At 57.3% G+C, this 19818-nt stretch carries 21 protein-coding genes; 9 read left to right on the forward strand and 12 right to left on the reverse strand.

Translation table 11 applies throughout. The annotated features are described in order from the left end of the window. From KHQ28_RS20325 to tssB, 7 genes are all read right to left on the reverse strand, one after another. Nucleotides 1–1050: AAA family ATPase (locus KHQ28_RS20325; protein ID WP_211777665.1), on the reverse strand; the 1050-nt coding region annotated here is incomplete at its 3' end. Between the two features lie 264 nt (nt 1051–1314). After that, on the reverse strand, nt 1315–1806 hold the full coding sequence (hcp, locus tag KHQ28_RS20330) for a type VI secretion system effector Hcp (protein WP_002902160.1): 492 nt from the start codon (nt 1804–1806) through the stop codon (nt 1315–1317). A 4-nt stretch (nt 1807–1810) separates the two neighbouring features. Next, nucleotides 1811–3517 carry an OmpA family protein gene (locus KHQ28_RS20335; RefSeq protein ID WP_020323828.1) on the reverse strand — a complete coding sequence of 569 codons (1707 nt, stop codon included), beginning with the start codon at nt 3515–3517 and terminating at the stop codon, nt 1811–1813. Then, on the reverse strand, nt 3514–4203 hold the full coding sequence (gene tssL, locus KHQ28_RS20340; RefSeq protein WP_020323825.1) for a type VI secretion system protein TssL, short form: 690 nt from the start codon (nt 4201–4203) through the stop codon (nt 3514–3516). Before tssL ends, KHQ28_RS20335 begins: the two co-directional genes overlap by 4 nt. Then, on the reverse strand, nt 4200–5543 hold the full coding sequence (tssK, locus tag KHQ28_RS20345) for a type VI secretion system baseplate subunit TssK (protein ID WP_020323830.1): 1344 nt from the start codon (nt 5541–5543) through the stop codon (nt 4200–4202). Before tssK ends, tssL begins: the two co-directional genes overlap by 4 nt. Before the next feature lie 9 nt (nt 5544–5552). Further along, nucleotides 5553–7097, reverse strand: a complete 1545-nt coding sequence (gene tssC / locus KHQ28_RS20350) for a type VI secretion system contractile sheath large subunit (RefSeq protein ID WP_004190552.1) — start codon at nt 7095–7097, stop codon at nt 5553–5555. A 42-nt stretch (nt 7098–7139) separates the two neighbouring features. Beyond that, a complete protein-coding gene (gene tssB, locus KHQ28_RS20355) occupies nt 7140–7631 on the reverse strand; it encodes a type VI secretion system contractile sheath small subunit (protein WP_004176434.1) in 492 nt (163 codons plus the stop codon). A 551-nt stretch (nt 7632–8182) separates the two neighbouring features. Here tssB and KHQ28_RS20360 point away from each other — a divergent pair. After that, nucleotides 8183–8665: a WbuC family cupin fold metalloprotein gene (locus tag KHQ28_RS20360; protein WP_004174945.1), complete on the forward strand. Its 483-nt coding sequence runs from the start codon at nt 8183–8185 to the stop codon at nt 8663–8665. A gap of 367 nt (nt 8666–9032) precedes the next feature. Continuing rightward, nucleotides 9033–9914, forward strand: coding sequence for a hypothetical protein (locus KHQ28_RS20365; protein WP_032417382.1), 882 nt, complete (start codon nt 9033–9035; stop codon nt 9912–9914). Nucleotides 9915–9923: 9 nt separating this feature from the next. Here the strand turns inward: KHQ28_RS20365 and cynR are convergent, their stop codons facing one another. Beyond that, complete coding sequence (cynR, locus tag KHQ28_RS20370) at nt 9924–10832, reverse strand: transcriptional regulator CynR (RefSeq protein WP_032418584.1); 909 nt, start codon at nt 10830–10832, stop codon at nt 9924–9926. Between the two features lie 132 nt (nt 10833–10964). Here cynR and KHQ28_RS20375 point away from each other — a divergent pair, with 132 nt between their 5' ends. From KHQ28_RS20375 to ypdK, 3 genes are all read left to right on the forward strand, one after another. Next, nucleotides 10965–11423: a nucleoside deaminase gene (locus KHQ28_RS20375; RefSeq protein WP_032418583.1), complete on the forward strand. Its 459-nt coding sequence runs from the start codon at nt 10965–10967 to the stop codon at nt 11421–11423. Continuing rightward, nucleotides 11420–12616: a cyanate transporter gene (locus tag KHQ28_RS20380; protein WP_032418582.1), complete on the forward strand. Its 1197-nt coding sequence runs from the start codon at nt 11420–11422 to the stop codon at nt 12614–12616. Before KHQ28_RS20375 ends, KHQ28_RS20380 begins: the two co-directional genes overlap by 4 nt. A gap of 338 nt (nt 12617–12954) precedes the next feature. Beyond that, complete coding sequence (gene ypdK, locus KHQ28_RS20385; protein WP_099119320.1) at nt 12955–13026, forward strand: membrane protein YpdK; 72 nt, start codon at nt 12955–12957, stop codon at nt 13024–13026. Between the two features lie 70 nt (nt 13027–13096). Here the strand turns inward: ypdK and alaC are convergent, their stop codons facing one another. Then, nucleotides 13097–14311 (reverse strand): alanine transaminase, encoded by a 1215-nt coding sequence (alaC, locus tag KHQ28_RS20390; RefSeq protein ID WP_002913372.1) that lies wholly within the window; start codon nt 14309–14311, stop codon nt 13097–13099. A gap of 88 nt (nt 14312–14399) precedes the next feature. Here alaC and KHQ28_RS20395 point away from each other — a divergent pair, with 88 nt between their 5' ends. Continuing rightward, complete coding sequence (locus tag KHQ28_RS20395) at nt 14400–14585, forward strand: phytanoyl-CoA dioxygenase (protein ID WP_004188912.1); 186 nt, start codon at nt 14400–14402, stop codon at nt 14583–14585. On the opposite strand, the gene KHQ28_RS20400 is transcribed toward KHQ28_RS20395, so the two are convergent. Beyond that, a complete protein-coding gene (locus tag KHQ28_RS20400) occupies nt 14582–14695 on the reverse strand; it encodes a hypothetical protein (RefSeq protein WP_004153200.1) in 114 nt (37 codons plus the stop codon). The two genes, KHQ28_RS20395 and KHQ28_RS20400, sit on opposite strands and share 4 nt — an antisense overlap. Here KHQ28_RS20400 and KHQ28_RS20405 point away from each other — a divergent pair. Beyond that, the gene (locus KHQ28_RS20405; RefSeq protein ID WP_032418581.1) at nt 14694–16391 is read left to right on the forward strand and encodes a sensor histidine kinase; all 1698 of its coding nucleotides are present in this window, start codon (nt 14694–14696) and stop codon (nt 16389–16391) included. The genes KHQ28_RS20400 and KHQ28_RS20405 overlap by 2 nt on opposite strands. An 11-nt stretch (nt 16392–16402) precedes the next feature. Then, on the forward strand, nt 16403–17140 hold the full coding sequence (locus KHQ28_RS20410) for a LytTR family DNA-binding domain-containing protein (RefSeq protein WP_032419440.1): 738 nt from the start codon (nt 16403–16405) through the stop codon (nt 17138–17140). Nucleotides 17141–17193: 53 nt separating this feature from the next. Here KHQ28_RS20410 and glk read toward each other — a convergent pair whose 3' ends face one another. Further along, nucleotides 17194–18159, reverse strand: coding sequence for a glucokinase (gene glk / locus KHQ28_RS20415; RefSeq protein ID WP_002913377.1), 966 nt, complete (start codon nt 18157–18159; stop codon nt 17194–17196). A 263-nt stretch (nt 18160–18422) separates the two neighbouring features. Here glk and KHQ28_RS20420 point away from each other — a divergent pair, with 263 nt between their 5' ends. Next, on the forward strand, nt 18423–19658 hold the full coding sequence (locus tag KHQ28_RS20420; protein WP_004154521.1) for an ion channel protein: 1236 nt from the start codon (nt 18423–18425) through the stop codon (nt 19656–19658). On the opposite strand, the gene KHQ28_RS29285 is transcribed toward KHQ28_RS20420, so the two are convergent. Continuing rightward, nucleotides 19655–19818: hypothetical protein (locus tag KHQ28_RS29285; protein ID WP_228298282.1), on the reverse strand; the 164-nt coding region annotated here is incomplete at its 5' end. The two genes, KHQ28_RS20420 and KHQ28_RS29285, sit on opposite strands and share 4 nt — an antisense overlap.

Genomic DNA, 19818 nt, shown 5'->3' on the forward strand with positions numbered 1-19818 from the left:
GGTGGTGGCGGCGATGGTCCGCAGCTCGCCCCGGGCCAGCGCCGGCTTCAACAGGTTGGCGGCATCCGCGCCGCCCGCCTGATTACCCGCGCCGATGATCGTGTGCGCCTCGTCGATAAACAGCAGCACCGGCGAAGGCGACTGCTGTACCGCCTCAATGATATTTTTCAGCCGCTGCTCGAACTCGCCTTTGACCCCGGCGCCGGCCTGCAGCAGACCGAGGTCAAGGGTGCGCACCGACACCGGCTTCAGCGCGTCGGGGACGTTGCCTTCGGCAATGCGCAGCGCCAGGCCTTCCACCAGAGCGGTCTTGCCCACGCCCGGCTCACCGACGAGGATCGGGTTGTTTTTTCGCCGACGGGAGAGAATATCCACCATCTGGCGGATTTCCGTGTCGCGTCCGAACACCGGGTCAATCTGGCCGTCTCTGGCTTTGGCGGTGACGTCGAGAGTGAATTTGTCCAGCGCGTTCTGCAGCGCCGGGTTGAGCCCATCCGCATTCAGTTCGCTGCCCGCAGGACGCCCCACAAATTCCACGTCCCCGCCATGGGGCTGCGCCAGCGCCGCTTCCTGCTGCGCTGGCGGACGTTCGTCGGACTGGGCATCCAGCAAGGAGCGCAGGCGTTCCAGCTGACGCTGGCCCAGCGTTAACAGCGGCCACAGGCCATCGCACTGGATCAGATTCTGTTTTTCAACCAGCGCCATCAGCAGGTGAACACTGCGGATCTGCGCTTCGCCGCTGAGAGAGGCAATCAGCCAGGCCTCCTGCATCAGCCTCAGGGTATGGTCAGAGAGCTGGGGACGATGACGTACCGAGCGCGGCTGTTTATCCAGCCAGCTCAGCAGATCCTGCCACAGCGCATCCATATCCCATTCATAGCGCCGCGCCAGCACCGTCAGATCGCCTTCCCCCTGTTCAAGCAGTTTAAGCAGCCAGTGCTCGGGCAGGATCTCGGCATGCGCCCGGGTCTGGCACAGGGAGGCCGCCCCCTCCATTGCGCGGGCACAGCAGGGATTAAGACGGCGTAACAGGCTGGCTGGATTTTCCATGAGATCCTCTCTTATTGTTTCCGGACACGCTACCGCCCGTCGCTGTTCCTGAACAGGAACCCCAAGCGCACAAGGTCAGGCAGACAGATTGTGTTTTTCTTTGCTGAGACCCCGTATCTCAGGCGCTCAGCAAAAAACGGCGGGCAGAGAAACGCTGCCCGCATCAGGCGATCGCCCGCAATAATCCCCGGCCGCAGAGATAACGATGCGGCCGGGATGAGCGAACGTCGCCTGCGCGCCAGCGGCGCGAAATATGACGGGCAATTACGCGGTGGCGCGTTCGTTCCAGCTATCGGAGTGAATGATGTTGCCGTCTTTATAGGTCCAGGTGATCTTCTCGTAGCGCAGCTCAATCTGTTCCAGATGGTTGTGCTTCTCGTAGGCGGGGTTTTTGATGTCGTGCATCAGGGGATTCACTTTCACCACCTTGACGTTCTCAAGTTTGGTATTGAAATACTCCACTTCCTGGCCGGCATCGTTGATTCGGTACCACTTAAACTCGGCGGACTTCAGGGTCTGACCGGTGGTCACCGCCTTGTACAGGTAGGGGCTGGAGGAGTCGATCTCCTTGGTGAACAGGAACGGCGTATGAATACGCGTGCCGGTCAGTTTGCCGGTGTTGTTATCGGTCGGGATGTACAGGTTATGCTCCTGAGCCACCACTTCGATACTGCCTTCACGATCCTGAACGTCGACAGACCCTTTAATGTCCGCGCCGCCGTCGTCTTTCAGCCAAAGATAAACAGGAATTGCCATGGAATTACTCTCCATTGTGTAGTGAAGCGCCATCATCCTGGGATGACGCAGAGGGTTGGTCCGGTAACCGGCAGGCGTCTACCTGCGGCACCAGACTGATTTCGACACGACGGTTCAGCGCACGGCCTTCCGGCGTATCGTTTGTTGCAATTGGTCGGCTTTCGCCATAGCCCTGAACGGCAAAGCAGCTGTCCGGCACGTCGCCGGTATCGCGCATCCAGTCGCGGACCGATTCCGCACGTTTCAGCGACAATAGCTGGTTGGCTTTTTCCTCACCCACGCTGTCGGTGTGGCCCGCCACCACAATCAGCCACCCGGGCCTGGCCTTAATGTCCATCAGCGAGCTGACCAGCCGCTTTGTCGAACCAGGCTTCAGTACCCATTTCCCGGTATCGAATAGCGACATGCTGTCAAGGCGGATGACGTTCGGCGCGACGCGCTGCACCGGCCTGGGCGGCGGTGGAGGCGGCACGTAACCGCGAATCGCCTCCAGCAACGGCAGGCGAATCTGCTCCCCGTGATACAAGCCCAGACTCTGGCGCAGCGGGACGCCGTTACGCGCCCAGCTATCAAGCAGCGCGGCATCTTCACGCAGCACCCTGACAGCGCTGGCTTTTGGTCGATAATCATCCATCGCAATCCGCTCATAACGGGCAATATCGACGCCCACGCGCTGCAGCAGTTGTCGATTGTTCCAGCCACTGCTGAGCAGCGCGGCGACAGCCGCGAGGGTGAAAATCGCGAGCGCCGCGCGCCAGGCCCAGCCTCGTGGCGTGAGTCCCCGTCCCGCCGGTAACTGCGGCAGGATGAATTCCGGCAAAGCTGAAGCGTCCCCGGTGTCGCTCTCGCCAGGCTGCCAGCCAGCTACCCGCGACAGGCCGCTATGTCGGGATAACCACGTCGTCCAGGCCGACGATGCCAGACTTCCAGGCAGCGAGGGCCCGAGGCCCCACAGCACGGCCGCAGGGGGCAGAGGTGGCAGGTCGGTATTCTCTTCCGTCAACACGGCATGGACGTGCTGTTCAAACCAGCCCATCAGGCTGTTCATCAGCACCTGCTGCTCCAGCGCGGCCGCCCCACCGGCGCTTACCCAGGCCGGTACGGAACAGGGGGCGCAGGAGGGCTGCCAGACTTTGACCGCTTCACCCGGTATCGCCGCCTGCCACAACAGGTCGCGACTCATCGCGCTGCCCACCTGCCCCTGCAGCGCCAGCGGTACGGCATACCCCGTCTGCTGACGCAGCTGGCTGAGTTGCCAGCGCAGGGCCAGCAGAGCGCTGGTCAGCGCATCGCTTTGCGCATGCCGCTGCGGGCAGACGCAGAGCAGCACCGACAGCTGAGGCCCCCATTCCGGCCGCTGGCTCAATACCTGGCGCGCGACCTGCTGCAGCTCCTCCGTCTTTTCCACGCGGATCCAGCAGCCCTGTTTGACGACTCGCACCGGTGACGCTGGCGGCCAGACACACGGCAGGTCGCCGCAAACGAGGACCACCGGCTGGCGATAAGCGCCCTCCGGGAGAGGGTCCAGGGTTGATGCGACGTTACGTCCGGTACGACGACTGGCGATGCGCCAGATCCCGATGATCAGGGCCAGCGTGACCAGCAGAATGAGCCACGCCCCCCAGCGGGGAACCGGCAAAAATAGCAGGCACACCAGCGCACTCAGCAGACTGGCCCACAGCGCCAGCCCACGCTGCTGCGCGGGGCTCATTTCACCTCCCCCGGTAACAAGGTCAGCAGCAGGTGATCGAGCCAGTGGTTGAGTCCCCACCACAGGGCGAGTACCACCACCACGCTCAGGCCAATACGTACCGGCCATGGGGCCAGCCAGCCGCTTATCCCCAGACCGGCGCGACTCTCTACCAGTACGGGAGCGGTAGCCGGGCGCTGAAAAGGAGGAACACGCTCACCGAGCGCGTTGACCAGCTTCAGGCGCTCGGGGTCGTGGAGGGAGCGAAAGCTGCCAATAAAACCCAGCAGCATCACCCGCTGAAAACAGGTGACCACGGCCAGGTTGGGCGCCGGCTCACGCAACACATCACGCATCCGCTCGCACAGGGTGTCGCCGGCGTCCATGGTGCCGAGGAAGTGCCCCTGCAGCGGAATGTCATACCACTGCAGGCAGGCCTCATCCTCCACGCCGCGACCTTTCACGGCTTCATCGAGCAGCGCGCACTGGGCGGTGAGAATATGCTGACAGCTGGCGTCATCAAGCCCGCTCGCCTTCAGCTCATGTTGCACGCGCTCGACATCAGCAATACAGCGCTGCCATAGCGTGTACCCTTCCTCATCGCGGAACTGCGGGCCGTGGCGCAGGCTGATAACCTGCAGCCAGGTGTTCTGCAGCAGCGCATCAATATCAATGGACGCGGCGTTGCCGCGTTTAGGCTCATTCACGTTCGTAGTACCGCAAAAAGTTCAAGTTCAGGCTCACCGAGCATCCCCGGGACGTAAAACATACAGGTGCCGCTCTGCAGCATTTCCGTCGCCAGAGGGTGGGACACATCGAGGCTGAAATACTGATTTTCCAGACGTAGCGGGATCGCCGCCGGCACATGACGCAATGGCGTGAGGGGCACCCCTGTCCGCGAGGAGTTGACGATGGCTTTGACATGATCCGGACTGCCCACTTTGCACTGGCGCGGAAACTGCTCCTGCAGTTGGGCGACCGGTACCGACGAACGAACCGACAGGTAGTAATCAGCCCCTTCCCGCAGCCGGGCATCGTGCAGACGCGCCTGCCAGAAGTGCAGCCGGACATCATGCTCCAGCGCAATCGCCACCACCCGCGATGGCAGGCTCGCCTCCAGCAGGTCGCTCAGTAAATCAAACAGCGGCGGAAAAACCGCGTTCAGCTGGTCATGCTGATAGAACGGGACGGCATTCGCCTGATGGGTGAGCGAAAAGGTCAGCAGGCTACCAGCCAGGCGCGCCAGCTCCGGGTAGAGGCGTTCCGGCGGGCTTTGCCGGTAACGCAGAAAGTACCCCAGCACCGGCTCGGCGCTGTTCAGCGCATTCAGCAACCAGAACAGAGAGACATCGGCTACGGCAAAATCAGCCATCCGTTCATTGCTTTCGCGACGCATGGCCATCAGGCGCGTCAGACGAGCCCGGAGCTGGATGAGCAGCTGTTCAAGCTGCGTCGCCAGCCAGCGGCTGCCCTGGATCTGCAGCAGCGGCGGGAGAAACGTCTCGTCGATAAGCCAGGCCCCCTGCGAGTCCCGCTGCAGGCGAACAAGCGGACAGGTCAGGTAATCGCTGTTGTCCTGGTGGGCGAAGCGGAGGGTCAGCTCCGGCTGTATGACGGCAATCTGCCGGGTATCATCCCCAAACTGGTTACGGACATCGCGCCAGCGCTGGCGGAAGCGCGCCGGCCTTTCGGCCACCTCCTCCGGCTTCAGACAGTTGCCGCCATTCGCCTGCATCAGGGGCAGCGCCAGCACGATCACCGCCTCGCCGGATGCGCCGTCCAGCGACAGCGCGGACGGCAGCGCATCGGCATTGTCCGTATCAATCATCGTGCCATCCTGGAACCGGACCTGCAGCCTGTGAGCCTGCAGGCGGCCCAGTTTGAGCATCTCTGGTTCGAAGGTCGCCTCAACCACTCCCCAGGGGTGGTTAAGACCCATCCGGGCAATCACTTCCGCAGTCCAGGCTGCATACGCAGCCTGCTGTTGAAAATGCTGAGGCGACACCATAATGCCCCGGCCCCACAACGGACGTTCCGTTTTCATCATCGTCCGAACCTACGCCTTCGCCTTTGGCATCTGGCTAACCAGCGACAGATTGACGTCCATCCCCTCGACCTGGAAGTGCGGCACCGCGTACAGCTTCACGCGGAAGAATCCCGGGTTATCCTCGATATCTTCCACCACCACGCTGGCATCGCGCAGCGGATGGGAGGCCTGCAGCTCGTCGCCGGGGTCGGTCATTTCGGTCACCAGGCTCCGCACCCAGGTGTTCAGCTCCAGCTCCAGCAGACGCCGGTCCTTGGTGGTGCCGATATTCTCGCGCTGGATCATCTTCAGGTAGTGCGCGATGCGCGACAGCAGGAAGATATAAGGCAGACGCGCGTTGATACGGCTGTTGGCGGTGGCGTCGGCGGTATCGTACAGCGCCGGTTTCTGCGCGGAGTTGGCCGAGAAGAAGCAGGCGTAATCGCGATTTTTGTAGTACGACAGCGGGATAAAGCCCAGGCTGGCGAACTCAAACTCCCGCGTTTCCGGGATCATCACCTCGGAAGGAATTTTCACCTGGTTGCCGGTGCCCAGATCGTACAGATGGATGGGCAGATCTTTCACCGCGCCGCCGGCCTGTGGACCGCGAATTTGCACGCACCAGCCGTTATTGACAAAGCTCTTCACCATATTGGATGCGAAGGAGAACGCCGCGCTGGTCCAGAGATACTTTTCGTGGTCCGGACCTTTCACCTGCTCGACATAGTTGAAGCTGCGCACCGGCACGGTGTCCGGACCGTACGGCAGACGACCCAGCACGCGCGGCATCACCAGACCGATGTAGCGGGCATCGTCGGTTTCGCGAAACGCCTTCCAGCGGATATATTCCGCACGATCGAAGTAGTTGCCGATATCCTTAATGGCAGCCACCTCTTCCATGGTCTCTTTCAGGAAGAAGGCCGGGCCGACGGCGCCGATAAACGGCATATGGGCGGCCGCAGAGACGCGGGAGATATTGCGCAGCAGCGCCACATCCTGCGGGCTGGCGTCGAACTCATAGGCCGAGATCACCGAGCCGATCGGCTCGCCGCCGGGAGTGTCATACTCCGCGGTATAGGTGTGCCAGTACAGGCCGCTCTGGATAAGCTCCGGCGCGTCCTCAAAGTCCTGGCGCAGATCGTCTTTGGCGACGTCGAGGATCTCCGTTTTGACGTTCTGCCGATAGTCGGTGTTGTCCACCAGCTGTTTGAGGCCGCGCCACAGGGATTCGACCTGCTGAAACTCCTGATGGTGCATCACCGCGTCCAGCTGACGGCTTATCTGGAAATCCAGCTCGGCGATATGGTGGTCGATCAGCGTTTTGTCGAGCTTTTCCACCCGCTGGCCGGACTGACGGATGCGTTCCATAAACACCTGCATCGCCGCGGTGAGACGTTCCGCCGCCGGCGCCTCGGAGAGCGCGGCATCGTCCAGAAAGTCGTTGATATCCCCGAGGCAAGACGCCGGGGTGAGATTAATTTTTTCAAACAGCGAGGCGTAAACGCCCTCGCCCGCGCTGTTTTCCTGCAGCGTGGTTTGCCCCTGAACAGGGGCGTTTTCTGTGGTAACAGACATTAGCATTTTCCCGGTTAATCCATTAACAGACTTGCCCCGCACTTATTTCGGGGCAAGCGCACTCATTTCGTCGCGTAATTCCTGGGACAGCGCCGGATCTTTCAGGATTGCCTCAAGCTCTTTTCTGAAAGTGGCGTTATCGAGCAGATTGGATTTGAGATCGCGTAATAAATTACGCATCGCCAGCATGGCGCGGAGTTGCGGAATTTGCCGGGCAACCTGCTCCGGTTCAAAATCTTTGATGTCGGTAAAACGCAGTCTGACGTTCTCCTCTTCGCCATTGCCGGCCAGCGTATTCGGCACCGAGAGGTTAACTTCCGGGCTAAATTCCGAAAGTACGCTGTTAAAATTATTTTTATTGACGTTGATTTTTTCTCTTTCCGATAAAGGCCGGTTTTCCTTACCATGACTAAAATCGCCAATGGTAAGCAGCTTCAGCGGCAGTTCGACCTTCTTTTGCGCGCCGCCGGTATGAAGAGATAATTTGAGATTAATGCGCGCCCTGGGGACTTCATTCTGGAACGTATCAGCCACTTTTGTCTTTTTCCTTAGTTAATTATCATACGCATTTTCGCCTTATACTTAATAAGGCACAATGATAAAACAACGCTGAACAAAACAGCAAGCCACCTACTATTAGTAAAACTACAAAACAAATACAGCAATAATTCATATCAATAATGAATGATAATTACATCAATTATTAAAGATAAAAATCACATAACATTAAAATACCCCACACCGTAAAACCATCACTTAATGACTTAATTAATCGCCATAAACTTGCTTTAAATCAGATTGATATATTAAGAGCATCAATGTTAATAACTATATTGATATAGCAGTATGAAGAGTTATAACAAAAGATGTATTGAGCACATTTACACTAATACTCAACAAACAAATGACTTACTTTCACATTTCTACAGCTACCTGCATGATGTAACGATGTGACGGTATCATCTGTTACCGATGATGTAGACACATGTATCGCAATTCTGCGTACAATACCCCTTGGCTTAAACAGTCACAAGCCACTACCCCGGTGTAATCTTCTCCGGACAACAAAGGAGCCAGGCGTTGATATGAAACAGATCACCCTCAGCGATATGCAGCAGCAGAGCGAAGCGGCAGCCAGTGCTCCGCGCCTGCGTGCCCATCGCAATTTTCATCCCGAACTAAGCGACCCGATACAGCGTCTGGCCATCGCCATGGAACCCGGCACCTATATCCGCCCCCACCGGCACAGGCATACTTTCGAACTTTTACTGCCGCTGAAAGGCCGTTTTGTGGTGCTGAATTTTGATGACCACGGCGTGGTCACCAACCGGGTGGTGCTGGGTGAAACCTGTACGGCGCTGGAAATGGAGGCTGGCACCTGGCATACGGTGCTCTCGCTCGACGCAGGCGGCATGGTATTTGAAGTCAAACAAGGCGCTTATCAACCGCTTGCCGAAATGGACACTATGGCCTGGGCGCCAGCTGAAGGCCAGCCGGGCACTGCCGAAATGATGGCCTGGTATGCCATCGCGCAACCGGGTGACCGCTTCCTGTCTATGCCGCAATAACTACAGGTAGGTTCGACAGGCGCCGCAGGCGTCTGTTTGATACTTCCTGCCGACCACAAAGTTTGCCAAATTGACCGTCCCTTTTTTCGTGCTCCGCTCATACTCACCTTAAATATTGCTGCTAAACAGGAAGAAACGCTTATATTCAGCAAACTATTTTTCTCTACGAATAAGAGATGATAAGATAACGGGAAAGAGTAAATATGCGGCAGCAAAACAATAAAAACAGCCAATTTATCGATATATTATTCTCAATGTGAATGGATTTTGTTAATCAGGTAAAGGAAGTCAGCAGAAAAAATAAATCATTGTCATTGACACTTTTGCTCACCATGGCGATTTATTTTTTCATCGACATACAATTCTTATGAATATTACAGAACGGAATATCTGGAAGCTAAATAATTTACCGCCAATGGAGTATTGCTCTCTGGCGCGGGCGCAAAAATTATTAAACTGCGAACTGGAAGACATTCTTCACTGGCATGATATAGGCGCAATCAATCTATGTCTTAAGCTTAACCCAACGCCGGGAATATTAAAAATCGCCGTCCTCTCCCATCAGGAAAAAGAGGTAACCAGCGCGTTTAATCCATTTACCTCAGTCGAGGCAGGAGAAACAGTCTGGTCGCAACACTCCCATATCCGCAGCATTCTGCGGCTTGAAGGCGATATTCCGACGATGGAAACCCTGCGCGGAAATACGGTAACCCAGTTCAACGTAAAGGTATTTGCTTCAGGGCTCTGGCATCCACACTGTCGGAACCTAATGGCGCTGCTGGAGGCGCCAGATGATATTCTTTTCGAAAACCGCCTCAGCATGATGCTGCCGGATAAACCATTTGTTTATTGTCATTTCATTCCAGAGGAAGACGAACGCCCCTCGATATCATTGAACCGCATCTATATCACCAGCCAGGCCATTGAGAAAATATACGCCCACAGTATTAGCGCCCGGCCTATGGACGTGACGAAAAATCCGCTACTGGATCAAACCCGTTACATCCAGCAGGAATTAACCGTCCTGCCGCAAAGTGAGGTATTGCTGGAATTTATCCATTATCTTGTTCAGTCCCATACTGTATTTAATGAGAAGTTGCAGAATATGGCTGAGCCAGACAAGACTCAGCTCTTTCATCACGTGCTGGAAAGGCTTAAGGAAGAAGGCATGCTTATAGAGAATGCCCAGCCCGATGAAGGTGATATCGGCAGCGAAGCCAGCCGTGAGTCGCAGTTCGCCGGCGAGTAACGTAGTCCTTCAGGCAAGGGACTGGCGGTTTTCCTGCTCAATCGTTATCGCGTTCTCTCGGGCCAGGGTGATGAATTCGCGCGCTGCGGCGCTCTGCCAGGCGCCCTGCCGCTGCAATAAACAGGCCGTGCGCTGCAGCAGCGCAGGTCTTAGCTCAATCGCCACCACATCATCAAACTGCCCGGCGATCGCCGCCGTCAGCAGCGTTGCTAACGTTGTGCTTCGAATAACCGACAGAACGGCCCCGATGGAGTTGGCCTCCATCCGCACGTCTGGTTCGAGCCGATGAAGGCGGCAATAACGATCAATCTGCTCGCGGGTAGCAAACTCGCTGCTCAGTAAAATTAGCGGCTGGGCGTCGAGAGCCTGCAGTTGCAAGTCGCGCTCTCCTGCCAGCGGATGCGCACGGCTCACCACCAGCGCAAGCGTTTCCGTCAGTAGCGGCTGAACCACAATTTCCTGTGACCGGCTGTCGTCAAAGGCAATCCCCACATCCAGTTCATCCTCCAGCAGCATCGCCTCCATCCGCTCCTGGTTCATCTCCTGGATAAGCACTTTTACTCCAGGGTAGCGTCGGTAGTACGCCTCCATCAGCGGGCCCAGCATATAGGTAGTGAAAGTTGGCGTCATAGCAATGCGGAGTTTACCGTGCTGGAGATCTTCTGCGTCATGCAAGGCGCGCCGACCTTCCTCAAGGTCGCGTAACGCGCGACGGGCATACTCCAGCCAGATCTCACCGGCATCGGTCAGGCGAATACGTCGGCCAGAGCGGTCGAAAAGCTGAACCTCCAGCATCGCTTCCAGCTGGCGTATCTGCTGTGACAGCGCAGGCTGGGAGACATGCAGCGCCGCGGCGGCGCGGGAAAAGCCACAATGTTCAGCCACAGCGATAAAGTAGGAAAGTTGGCGCAGAAGCATCGGCCCACCTATAAGAAATTCCAATAGGCATTATCATAAATAAGTCTTTTAACTTATAAAACAAGAGACGTACCCTCTTCGCACGACCCTCAACATATTTCACCTTTAACATCGTTTTATGCAGGAGTGACTATGTCCGCTCACGATCGTTATCTTCAGCGCGCATTAGTGCTGGCAAAACAAAACATTGCTGACGGTGGGCGCCCCTTCGGCGCCGTGCTGGTGCGGAATGATGAGATTGTCGCTGAAAGCGTCAATACCTTTCATCTGAGCGGTGACCCAACGGCGCATGCCGAACTGAACGCCGTTCGCGATCTTGCCGCCAGACAGGGAAGCGCGGCGTTGCGCGAATGCGTCATCTATGCCAGCGGACAACCTTGCCCTATGTGCCTGAGCGCGCTCTATTTAACCGGCGTGCGGGAAGTGTTTTTCGCCAATAGCAATCAGGACGGGGAGCCTTTTCAGCTCTCGACCGCCGCGATTTATCAGCAGCTGCAGCAGCCGCTGGCCCAGCAAACGCTGCCGATCCATCATCGCCCGCAGCCGGAAGGAACTGAACTTTATCAGCGCTGGGCGGAACGGCAGTCATGACACCAGCGCTGCGACAGAACCTGACGCTGGCAGTCCTGGTACTGACTGGGATCAATATGCGGCCGCTGCTTACCTCCATTGGTCCTTTGCTGCCGGACATCCGCGCAGCCAGCGGCATGAGCTATACCCTGGCCGCACTCCTGACCGCGCTGCCGGTGATCGCGATGGGGGTGCTGGCGCTGGCCGCTGGCTGGGTCGATCGCTATATCGGTCAAAAGCGCAGTATTGCGCTGAGCCTGCTGATTATCGCGGCAGGCGCCCTGCTGCGGGAAATCGCCCCGAATAGTGGCTTACTGCTCACCAGCGCTCTGGCCGGAGGAATTGGCATCGGCATTATTCAGGCCGCCATCCCGGCGGTAATTAAGCACCTCTTTCCCCGACGGACGCCGCTGGTGATGGGACTATGGTCAGCGGCGCTGATGGGCGGCGGCGGGTTAGGCGCCGCGTTCACCCCATGGCTGGCGTCACATAGCGCGGCCTGGCATGATGCGCTAGCCTGGTGGGCGCTCCCTGCGCTCCTGGCTCTGCTCAGCTGGCTGGCGATTTGTCGGCATTTGCCTCGCGCACCGCATCAGACCAGCGCTTCCTCCCGGGTCGCGATTATTGGCCAGCGCCGCGCCTGGACGCTGGGACTCTATTTCGGACTGATCAATGCCGGTTACGCCAGCCTGATCGCCTGGCTGCCTCCTTACTACATCCAGCTAGGCGACAGCGCCCAGTACAGCGGTTCGCTGCTGGCGCTGCTGACCGTCGGGCAAACCGCCGGCGCGCTGCTGCTCCCGGCGCTGGCTCGCCAGGAGGATCGGCGCCAGATTCTTCTGCTAGCGCTGGCGCTACAGCTGATTGGCTTCTGCGGCTTTATCTGGCTGCCAGAGCATTTCTCTGCGCTCTGGGCCATTGCCTGCGGCGTGGGATTGGGCGGCGCGTTTCCTCTGTGCCTGGTGCTGGCGCTGGATCACGCCGGACAACCGGCGGTGGCCGGCAGGCTGGTAGCCTTTATGCAGGGGATCGGATTTATCATCGCCGGTCTGTCGCCCTGGCTTTCAGGCCTGCTGCGTAGCCTGAGCGGGAACTACACGCTTGACTGGTCCTGGCATGCGATCTGCGTCCTGCTACTCATGGCGCTGACGCTGCGCTTTATCCCGGCACACTACCCGGCCGAGTGGCGACAGCGCGCCTCAGACCTGCCCTGAACCGACGGCGGCGCGTGGCAAAGATAATGCCGCGCGCTCTCGTTGGCCTTCTCCGCCCGCCCCATCGCTAAAACCCGTTTCCTTCGCGTCGCTGGCGCTAAATTTATTACCCTGTGAAATTAATGTGTCGCCGAATCACGACACTCGTAAGTAACTAAAAATTAATAAAAAAATGCCTCTTGTTTCCCTGATTTTTTAGGCGTACATTAGCGCCATCTGGAGCACTAAACGCACAGAATTACGGGCTGCTGCAGGGTGAAGTTACACTGGCGACAGCCCTTGAAAAACAGAACAATTAATTCATTTGAACGTCGCACAAGCGCGTGGAGTGATGAGTCGTGAAATACTTCTTTATGGGCCTCTCTTTTATGGTCATCGTTTGGGCCGGTACTTTTGCCCTGATGATCTAGACTGCAGCGGTGTCAAAAAAAACGGGAGCCTTCATGCTCCCGTTTTTATTTTGCCGTGCTGCCCGCAGCGCTAGCTCGCGGAGGCCAGCAGACCATCCGCGCGGAACATCGCCTTGATACCGCGGATCGCCTGGCGCGTACGGTCCCGGTTCTCGATCAGCGCGAAGCGGACGTGGGTATCACCATAGTCGCCAAAGCCAATCCCCGGCGAGACGCAAACCTTCGCTTCATTAAGCAGCTTTTTCGCAAACTCCAGCGACCCCATGGCGGCGTAAGGTTCCGGTATTTTCGCCCACACGTACATAGACGCTTTCGGACACTCCACCATCCAGCCGGCCTCATGAAGCCCTTTGACCAGCACATCGCGACGGCGCTTATACTGTTCGGCAATATCGCGCACGCACTGCTGATCGCCCTCCAGCGCAGCTATCGCCGCCACCTGCAGCGGAGTAAAAGTCCCGTAGTCATGATAGCTTTTGATACGAGCGAGGGCATTCACCAAAGTCTTATTACCCACCATAAAGCCAATGCGCCAGCCGGCCATGTTATAGCTTTTCGACAGGGTAAAGAACTCGACGGCGACATCTCGCGCGCCGGGCACCTGCATGATGGAGGGCGCTTTCCAGCCGTCATACACGATATCGGCATAGGCCAGATCGTGGACGACCAGAATGTCATACTGCTTCGCCAGAGCGACAACCTTTTCAAAGAAATCCAGTTCGACGCACTGCGCGGTCGGATTTGAGGGAAAGCCAAGGATCATCATCTTCGGCTTCGGATAGCTCTCGCGGATGGCGCGTTCCAGCTCGTTGAAGAAATCCACCCCTTCCACCAGCGGCACTGAGCGCACCTGCGCCCCGGCGATTACCGCACCATAGATATGAATCGGATAGCTGGGGTTCGGCACCAGTACGGTGTCGCCATGATCCAGCGTCGCCAGCATCAGGTGCGCCAGCCCCTCTTTCGAACCAATGGTGACGATCGCCTCCGATTCCGGATCGATATCGACGTTATAGCGTTCTTCATACCAGCGTGAAATGGCGCGACGCAGGCGCGGGATCCCCCGCGAGGTAGAGTAACCATGGGTGTCAGGCCGTTGAGCAACGGTGCAGAGTTTTTCCACGATATGCGGCGGCGTCGCGCCATCGGGATTACCCATACTGAAATCGATAATATCTTCGCCGCGCCGACGCGCAGCCATTTTCAGTTCAGCAGTAATGTTAAAAACGTACGGAGGGAGACGATCGATACGCGTAAAACGGCGTTCAGGACTGGATTCAGCCATAGGTTCCTCTAATTAACGTTAGCGCCCGGACCGTCCGAGCGACGCTGCCGCTGTTGCGGCTCGTTTAGAAAATAACCTGAAAAAATTCATGTTGTCGAGAGGCCCGTTAAAAAATATTCCCTGGCATATAAAACGGGTATCGACTGCGCTAAATGCGGCAGTTCATTGGCGGAATAATCCCGGGTTGTATAAAAGTGGTAACACACTGATATCTTTCTTAACACAGAATATTATCGTTAATGGCGAAGACCGCCGCTATCGCGATGCTTTTTAATTAATCCCCTTTAAAAAGTGCGACTTTTCCGCTTTATGGTTCCACGGCTGGTCTTCTGCCGTCAGGTTTTTTATCATGTCCCTTTCTGGCCACTGACGCGGCGCACCCATGCACGAAATCTTTACTATGATGCTGGCGGTCTATGATCGTGCGGCCCTGATGCTTATTTGCCTCTTTTTCCTTATTCGCCTGCGCCTGTTCCGCGAACTGTTGCATAAGTCGGCCCATACTCCGAAAGAGCTGCTGGCGGTGACAGCCATTTTCTCGCTGTTCGCGCTATTTAGTACCTGGTCCGGCGTCCCGGTTGAGGGGTCCCTGGTGAACGTCCGCATTATCGCCGTGATGTCCGGTGGGATCCTGTTTGGTCCCTGGGTGGGCGCGATTGTCGGGGCGATTGCCGGCGTGCACCGCTATTTGATTGATATCGACGGCGTGACCGCGGTGCCCTGCTTTATCACCAGCATTGTCGCCGGCCTGCTGTCGGGGTTGATTAATCGTAAAGTGGCCCGCGAACAACGGTGGAAAATCGGCATTCTGGCGGGGATGATTTGTGAAACTCTGACCATGATCCTGGTGGTGGTCTGGGCGCCTTCCCTGAGTCTCGGCGTAGATATTGTTTCGAAAATTGGTATCCCGATGATCCTCGGCAGCGTCTGCATCGGCTTTATCGTGCTGCTGGTGCAGAGCGTTGAAGGGGAAAAGGAGGCCAGCGCGGCGCGGCAGGCGAAACTGGCGCTCGATATCGCCAACAAAACCCTGCCGCTGTTTCGACACGTTAACAGCGATTCTCTGCGCCAGGTTTGCGAGATTATCCGCCGCGACATTACCGCCGACGCGGTGGCGATCACCAATACCGAGCACGTGCTGGCCTACGTGGGCGTCGGTGAAGCCAACTATCAACGCCACGACGATATGATTAGCCCCACCACCCGGCAGGCGATTCGTTATGGGAAAATCATCATAAAAAACAATGACGAAGCCCACCGTACCCCGGAGATCCACTCCTTGATGGTGATCCCGCTGTGGGAAAAAGGGGTGGTGACCGGCACGCTAAAAATCTATTACTGCCACGCCCATCGCATCACTTCGACGCTGCAGGAGATGGCGATTGGCCTGTCGCAAATAATCTCCACCCAGCTGGAAGTCTCCCGCGCCGAACAGTTGCGGGAGATGGCCAACAAAGCGGAGCTGCGCGCCCTGCAAAGCAAAATTAACCCGCATTTTTTATTTAATGCGCTGAACGCGATCTCCTCCTCGATTCGCCTTAATCCGGACACCGCGCGCCAGCTCATTTTTAATCTGTCGCGCTACCTGCGCTATAACATCGAATTAAAAGACGATGAGCAGATTGATATCAAACGAGAGCTGTATCAGATCAAAGATTATATCGCTATTGAACAGGCGCGATTCGGCGACAAGCTGACGGTCATCTACGATATTGACGACGACGTCAGCTGCGTGATCCCGAGCCTGCTTATCCAGCCGCTGGTGGAAAATGCCATTGTTCACGGTATTCAACCCTGTAAAGGCAAAGGCGTGGTGACGATCGGCATTAACGAGTGCGGAAATCGGGTACGCATCAGCGTTCGCGATACGGGCAACGGTATCGATCCCGCCGTGGTCGCCCGCGTGGAAGCCGATGAGATGCCGGGTAACAAAATCGGCCTGCTCAATGTGCATCATCGGGTGAAACTTCTCTACGGCGAGGGTTTGCATATCCGCAATCTGACGCCGGGAACCGAAATCGCCTTTTATGTCCCCAATAACTCTACGCCGCAGGCGCTGACGGAGTCGCTGTTGTCATGAGCGGAGAAAAGATGAAAGTTATCATTGTGGAGGATGAGTTTCTGGCCCAGCAGGAGCTCTCCTGGCTTATTAACACCCATAGCCAGATGGAGATCGTCGGCAGCTTTGACGACGGCCTGGACGTGCTGAAATTTCTCCAGCACAACAAGGTCGAAGCCATCTTTCTCGATATCAATATTCCGTCGCTCGACGGGGTTCTGCTGGCGCAAAACATCAGCCAGTTTGCCCATAAACCTTTTATCGTCTTTATCACCGCGTGGAAAGAACATGCGGTGGAAGCCTTTGAGCTGGAAGCATTTGACTACATCCTGAAACCTTACCAGGAGTCGCGCATCATCAATATGCTGCAAAAGCTGACCACCGCCTGGCAGCAGCAAAATAACGCTGCTTCAGGATTAGCCAGCGCGGCGCCACGGGAAAACGACACCATCAATCTGATCAAAGATGAGCGGATCATCGTCACCAGTATTCATGATATTTATTATGCCGAGGCGCATGAAAAGATGACATTCGTCTATACCCGCCGGGAGTCATTCGTCATGCCGATGAACATTACTGAATTCTGCAGCAAACTGCCCACCGCGCATTTCTTCCGCTGCCACCGCTCGTATTGCGTAAATCTCAGCAAAATTCGGGAAATTGAGCCGTGGTTCAACAACACCTATGTGCTGCGCCTGCGTGACCTGGAGTTTCAGGTTCCGGTCAGTCGCAGTAAAGTGAAAGAGTTTCGCCAGCTGATGAATCTGTAGAGAGCGGAAAGCGCCGCCATCCGGGCTACGACGGTAGCCCGGGAGAAGAATGCTTAAAGCACCTGGCCCAGCGTCTGACGCAGATGCGCGCCGGAGCCCAGCAGGCCTGGGTTATCATGCACAATCAGGTAAACCGGGATATCCTGAACATAAGCTTTAAAACGGCCTTTGTCTTCAAAACCGCCGCGGAAACCAGAGGCTTTAAAGAACTCCAGGAAGCGCGGCACGATGCCGCCGGCGATATACACCCCGCCAAACGTCCCTAGGGTCAGCGCCAGGTTACCGCCGAAGCGTCCCATAATGACGCAGAACAGCGACAGCGCCCGACGACAGTCGGTGCAGCTGTCCGCCAGCGCTCGCTCGGTCACCTCACGCGGCTGCAGGTTCTCCGGAAGTCGGCCGTCCGATTTGACAATCGCGCGATACAGGTTGACCAGCCCGGGACCTGAGAGCACGCGTTCTGCGGAAACATGCCCCAGCTCGGCGCGTAGCTCTTCCAGAATGATCCCTTCTTCTTCGCTGTTCGGGGCAAAATCAACATGACCGCCTTCGCCCGGCAGGCTGACCCAACGCTTATCAACGTGGACCAGATGCGCCACGCCGAGCCCGGTCCCGGCGCCATAAACGGCGATCGGTTTGCCCGCTACCGGCGCACTGCCGCCAAACTGAATAAGGTGCTCAGCTTTCAGCATCGGAATGGCCATTGAAACAGCGGTAAAATCGTTAATTATCTCCAGATGGGCAAAGCCGAGGTTACGCTTCATTTCGGCGATAGAGAAAGCCCAGGTATGGTTGGTCATCGCCACCCAGTCGCCGGTAATCGGGCATGCGATGGCGATACAACCTTCGTTGACCGTTACCTGGTGCTCCTCGAGGTAGACGCGCACCACTGCCTCCAGACTGGGGTAATCGAGCCCGGAATAGGTCTTTGCGCGAGAGATCTCTCCACTCGCCAGATCACATAGCGCCAGGCGGGCGTTGGTCCCCCCGACATCTCCTACTAAAGCAAATTTTGTCATTCCGTTACGGCTCCGCTAAAGTCAAAATAAATCTTTTGGCACACTGTAAATTCATGGCGGCTTAACAACAACGTCCAACGCGCAGACGCCCCTTGTTTAGCGACACAGGTCACATTTAGTTTGTAATCTATGCAAGGTAGCCTGTAAAGGACGCGCCGGATATCAGATGTCACCTTAACTTTATCGTTTCAGCACCATTTGCATCGACGGTCTCCGCTGACGAAGGCAAAGTAGTGCTCCAGCACTTTTACAAGGACATTTCCATGCTCCATCCTCGCGCCAGAACAATGCTGATCCTGTCGGTGCCGGCCATCCTGATAGGCATCGCCTGCAGCCTGATCCTGATCGTGGCGATGAAGGTTGCCGCGCTGCTGCAGCGCGTGCTGTGGAGCAATCTGCCCGCGCAGTTGGGGGTGAGCGCCGACAGCCCGCTGTGGATCATCGCCATGCTGACGGCGACAGGCATCGCGGTGGGTCTGGTCATTCGTTACAGCCCCGGGCACGCCGGGCCGGATCCAGCGACCGAGTCGTTAATCGGCGCTCCCATTGCCACCGGCGCGCTGCCCGGACTCCTGGCCGCGCTGATCCTCGGCCTCGCCGGCGGCGTCAGCCTCGGCCCGGAGCATCCGATTATGGTGGTGAATATCGCGCTGGCTGTCGCCGTCGGCTCCCGTCTGTTTCCGCGCGTCAGCTCGCTGGACTGGACCATCCTCGCGGCCTCAGGCACCATCGGTGCCCTCTTCGGTACCCCGGTTGCCGCCGCGCTGATTTTTTCGCAAACCCTCAATAGCAGCAACGATACGCCACTGTGGGATCGCCTCTTTGCTCCCCTCCTCGCCGCCGCCGCCGGCGCGTTGACGACGGGTCTGTTTTTCCATCCCCATTTTTCGCTGCCGATCCCGCACTATGGTCAGATGCGCTTCGTTGATATTCTCAGCGGTATTATCGTCGCCCTGATCGCTATCGCCGTCGGCATGGTGGCCGTCTGGTGTCTGCCGCGACTGCATGCCCTGATGCATCGGTTGAAAAATCCAATCCTGACCCTCGGCATCGGCGGGCTGCTGCTGGGGATCGTGGGGACGATAGGCGGGCCCTTAACGCTATTTAAAGGGCTGGATGAGATGCAGCAGCTGGCCTTCAGCCAGACGCTAACCGCCGCGGATTTTCTGCTTATCGCGCTGGTCAAACTGGCGGCCCTGGTTCTTGCCTCAGCCAGCGGCTTTCGCGGCGGGCGAATTTTCCCGGCGGTGTTCGTCGGGGTAGCGCTGGGGCTGATGCTGCATGCTCATGTTGACGCGGTGCCGGCGGCAATCACCGTTTCCTGCGCGATCCTCGGCATGGTGCTGGTCGTCACTCGCGACGGCTGGTTGAGCCTGTTTATGGCCGCCGTGGTGGTCCCGGATACGACTTTGCTGCCGCTGTTGTGTATGGTGATGCTCCCGGCCTGGCTGCTGCTGGCCGGGAGACCGTTGATGATTGCCAAACGGCATACCGATTAAACGCGGCTGTTTCGCTCCTCAAGGGCCTGCGTCACCGCGCGCAGGAAATCGGGGATATCCATTTTCGGCAGCATCACTTCTACCAGAGTGAGGGTATCGGAGGTGATGCTCTCCGTCATCGCCTCCCGCAGTTCAGACGTCTGAGTGACCCGCCGGCAGC

It is taken from the genome of Klebsiella sp. 28, assembly GCF_018223905.1.
Classification (GTDB): Bacteria; Pseudomonadota; Gammaproteobacteria; order Enterobacterales; family Enterobacteriaceae; genus Klebsiella; species Klebsiella pneumoniae.

Bases quoted from the DNA above. Each gene is read 5' to 3' on its own strand.
- hcp (WP_002902160.1), bottom strand. From the start codon at position 1,806: ATGGCAATTCCTGTTTATCTTTGGCTGAAAGACGACGGCGGCGCGGAC.
- KHQ28_RS20335 (WP_020323828.1), bottom strand. From the start codon at position 3,517: ATGAGCCCCGCGCAGCAGCGTGGGCTGGCGCTGTGGGCCAGTCTGCTG.
- tssK (WP_020323830.1), bottom strand. From the start codon at position 5,543: ATGATGAAAACGGAACGTCCGTTGTGGGGCCGGGGCATTATGGTGTCG.
- tssC (WP_004190552.1), bottom strand. From the start codon at position 7,097: ATGTCTGTTACCACAGAAAACGCCCCTGTTCAGGGGCAAACCACGCTG.
- KHQ28_RS20360 (WP_004174945.1), top strand. From the start codon at position 8,183: ATGAAACAGATCACCCTCAGCGATATGCAGCAGCAGAGCGAAGCGGCA.
- KHQ28_RS20365 (WP_032417382.1), top strand. From the start codon at position 9,033: ATGAATATTACAGAACGGAATATCTGGAAGCTAAATAATTTACCGCCA.
- cynR (WP_032418584.1), bottom strand. From the start codon at position 10,832: ATGCTTCTGCGCCAACTTTCCTACTTTATCGCTGTGGCTGAACATTGT.
- KHQ28_RS20375 (WP_032418583.1), top strand. From the start codon at position 10,965: ATGTCCGCTCACGATCGTTATCTTCAGCGCGCATTAGTGCTGGCAAAA.
- KHQ28_RS20380 (WP_032418582.1), top strand. From the start codon at position 11,420: ATGACACCAGCGCTGCGACAGAACCTGACGCTGGCAGTCCTGGTACTG.
- alaC (WP_002913372.1), bottom strand. From the start codon at position 14,311: ATGGCTGAATCCAGTCCTGAACGCCGTTTTACGCGTATCGATCGTCTC.
- KHQ28_RS20395 (WP_004188912.1), top strand. From the start codon at position 14,400: ATGTTGTCGAGAGGCCCGTTAAAAAATATTCCCTGGCATATAAAACGG.
- KHQ28_RS20405 (WP_032418581.1), top strand. From the start codon at position 14,694: ATGCACGAAATCTTTACTATGATGCTGGCGGTCTATGATCGTGCGGCC.
- KHQ28_RS20400 (WP_004153200.1), bottom strand. From the start codon at position 14,695: ATGGGTGCGCCGCGTCAGTGGCCAGAAAGGGACATGATAAAAAACCTG.
- KHQ28_RS20410 (WP_032419440.1), top strand. From the start codon at position 16,403: ATGAAAGTTATCATTGTGGAGGATGAGTTTCTGGCCCAGCAGGAGCTC.
- glk (WP_002913377.1), bottom strand. From the start codon at position 18,159: ATGACAAAATTTGCTTTAGTAGGAGATGTCGGGGGGACCAACGCCCGC.
- KHQ28_RS20420 (WP_004154521.1), top strand. From the start codon at position 18,423: ATGCTCCATCCTCGCGCCAGAACAATGCTGATCCTGTCGGTGCCGGCC.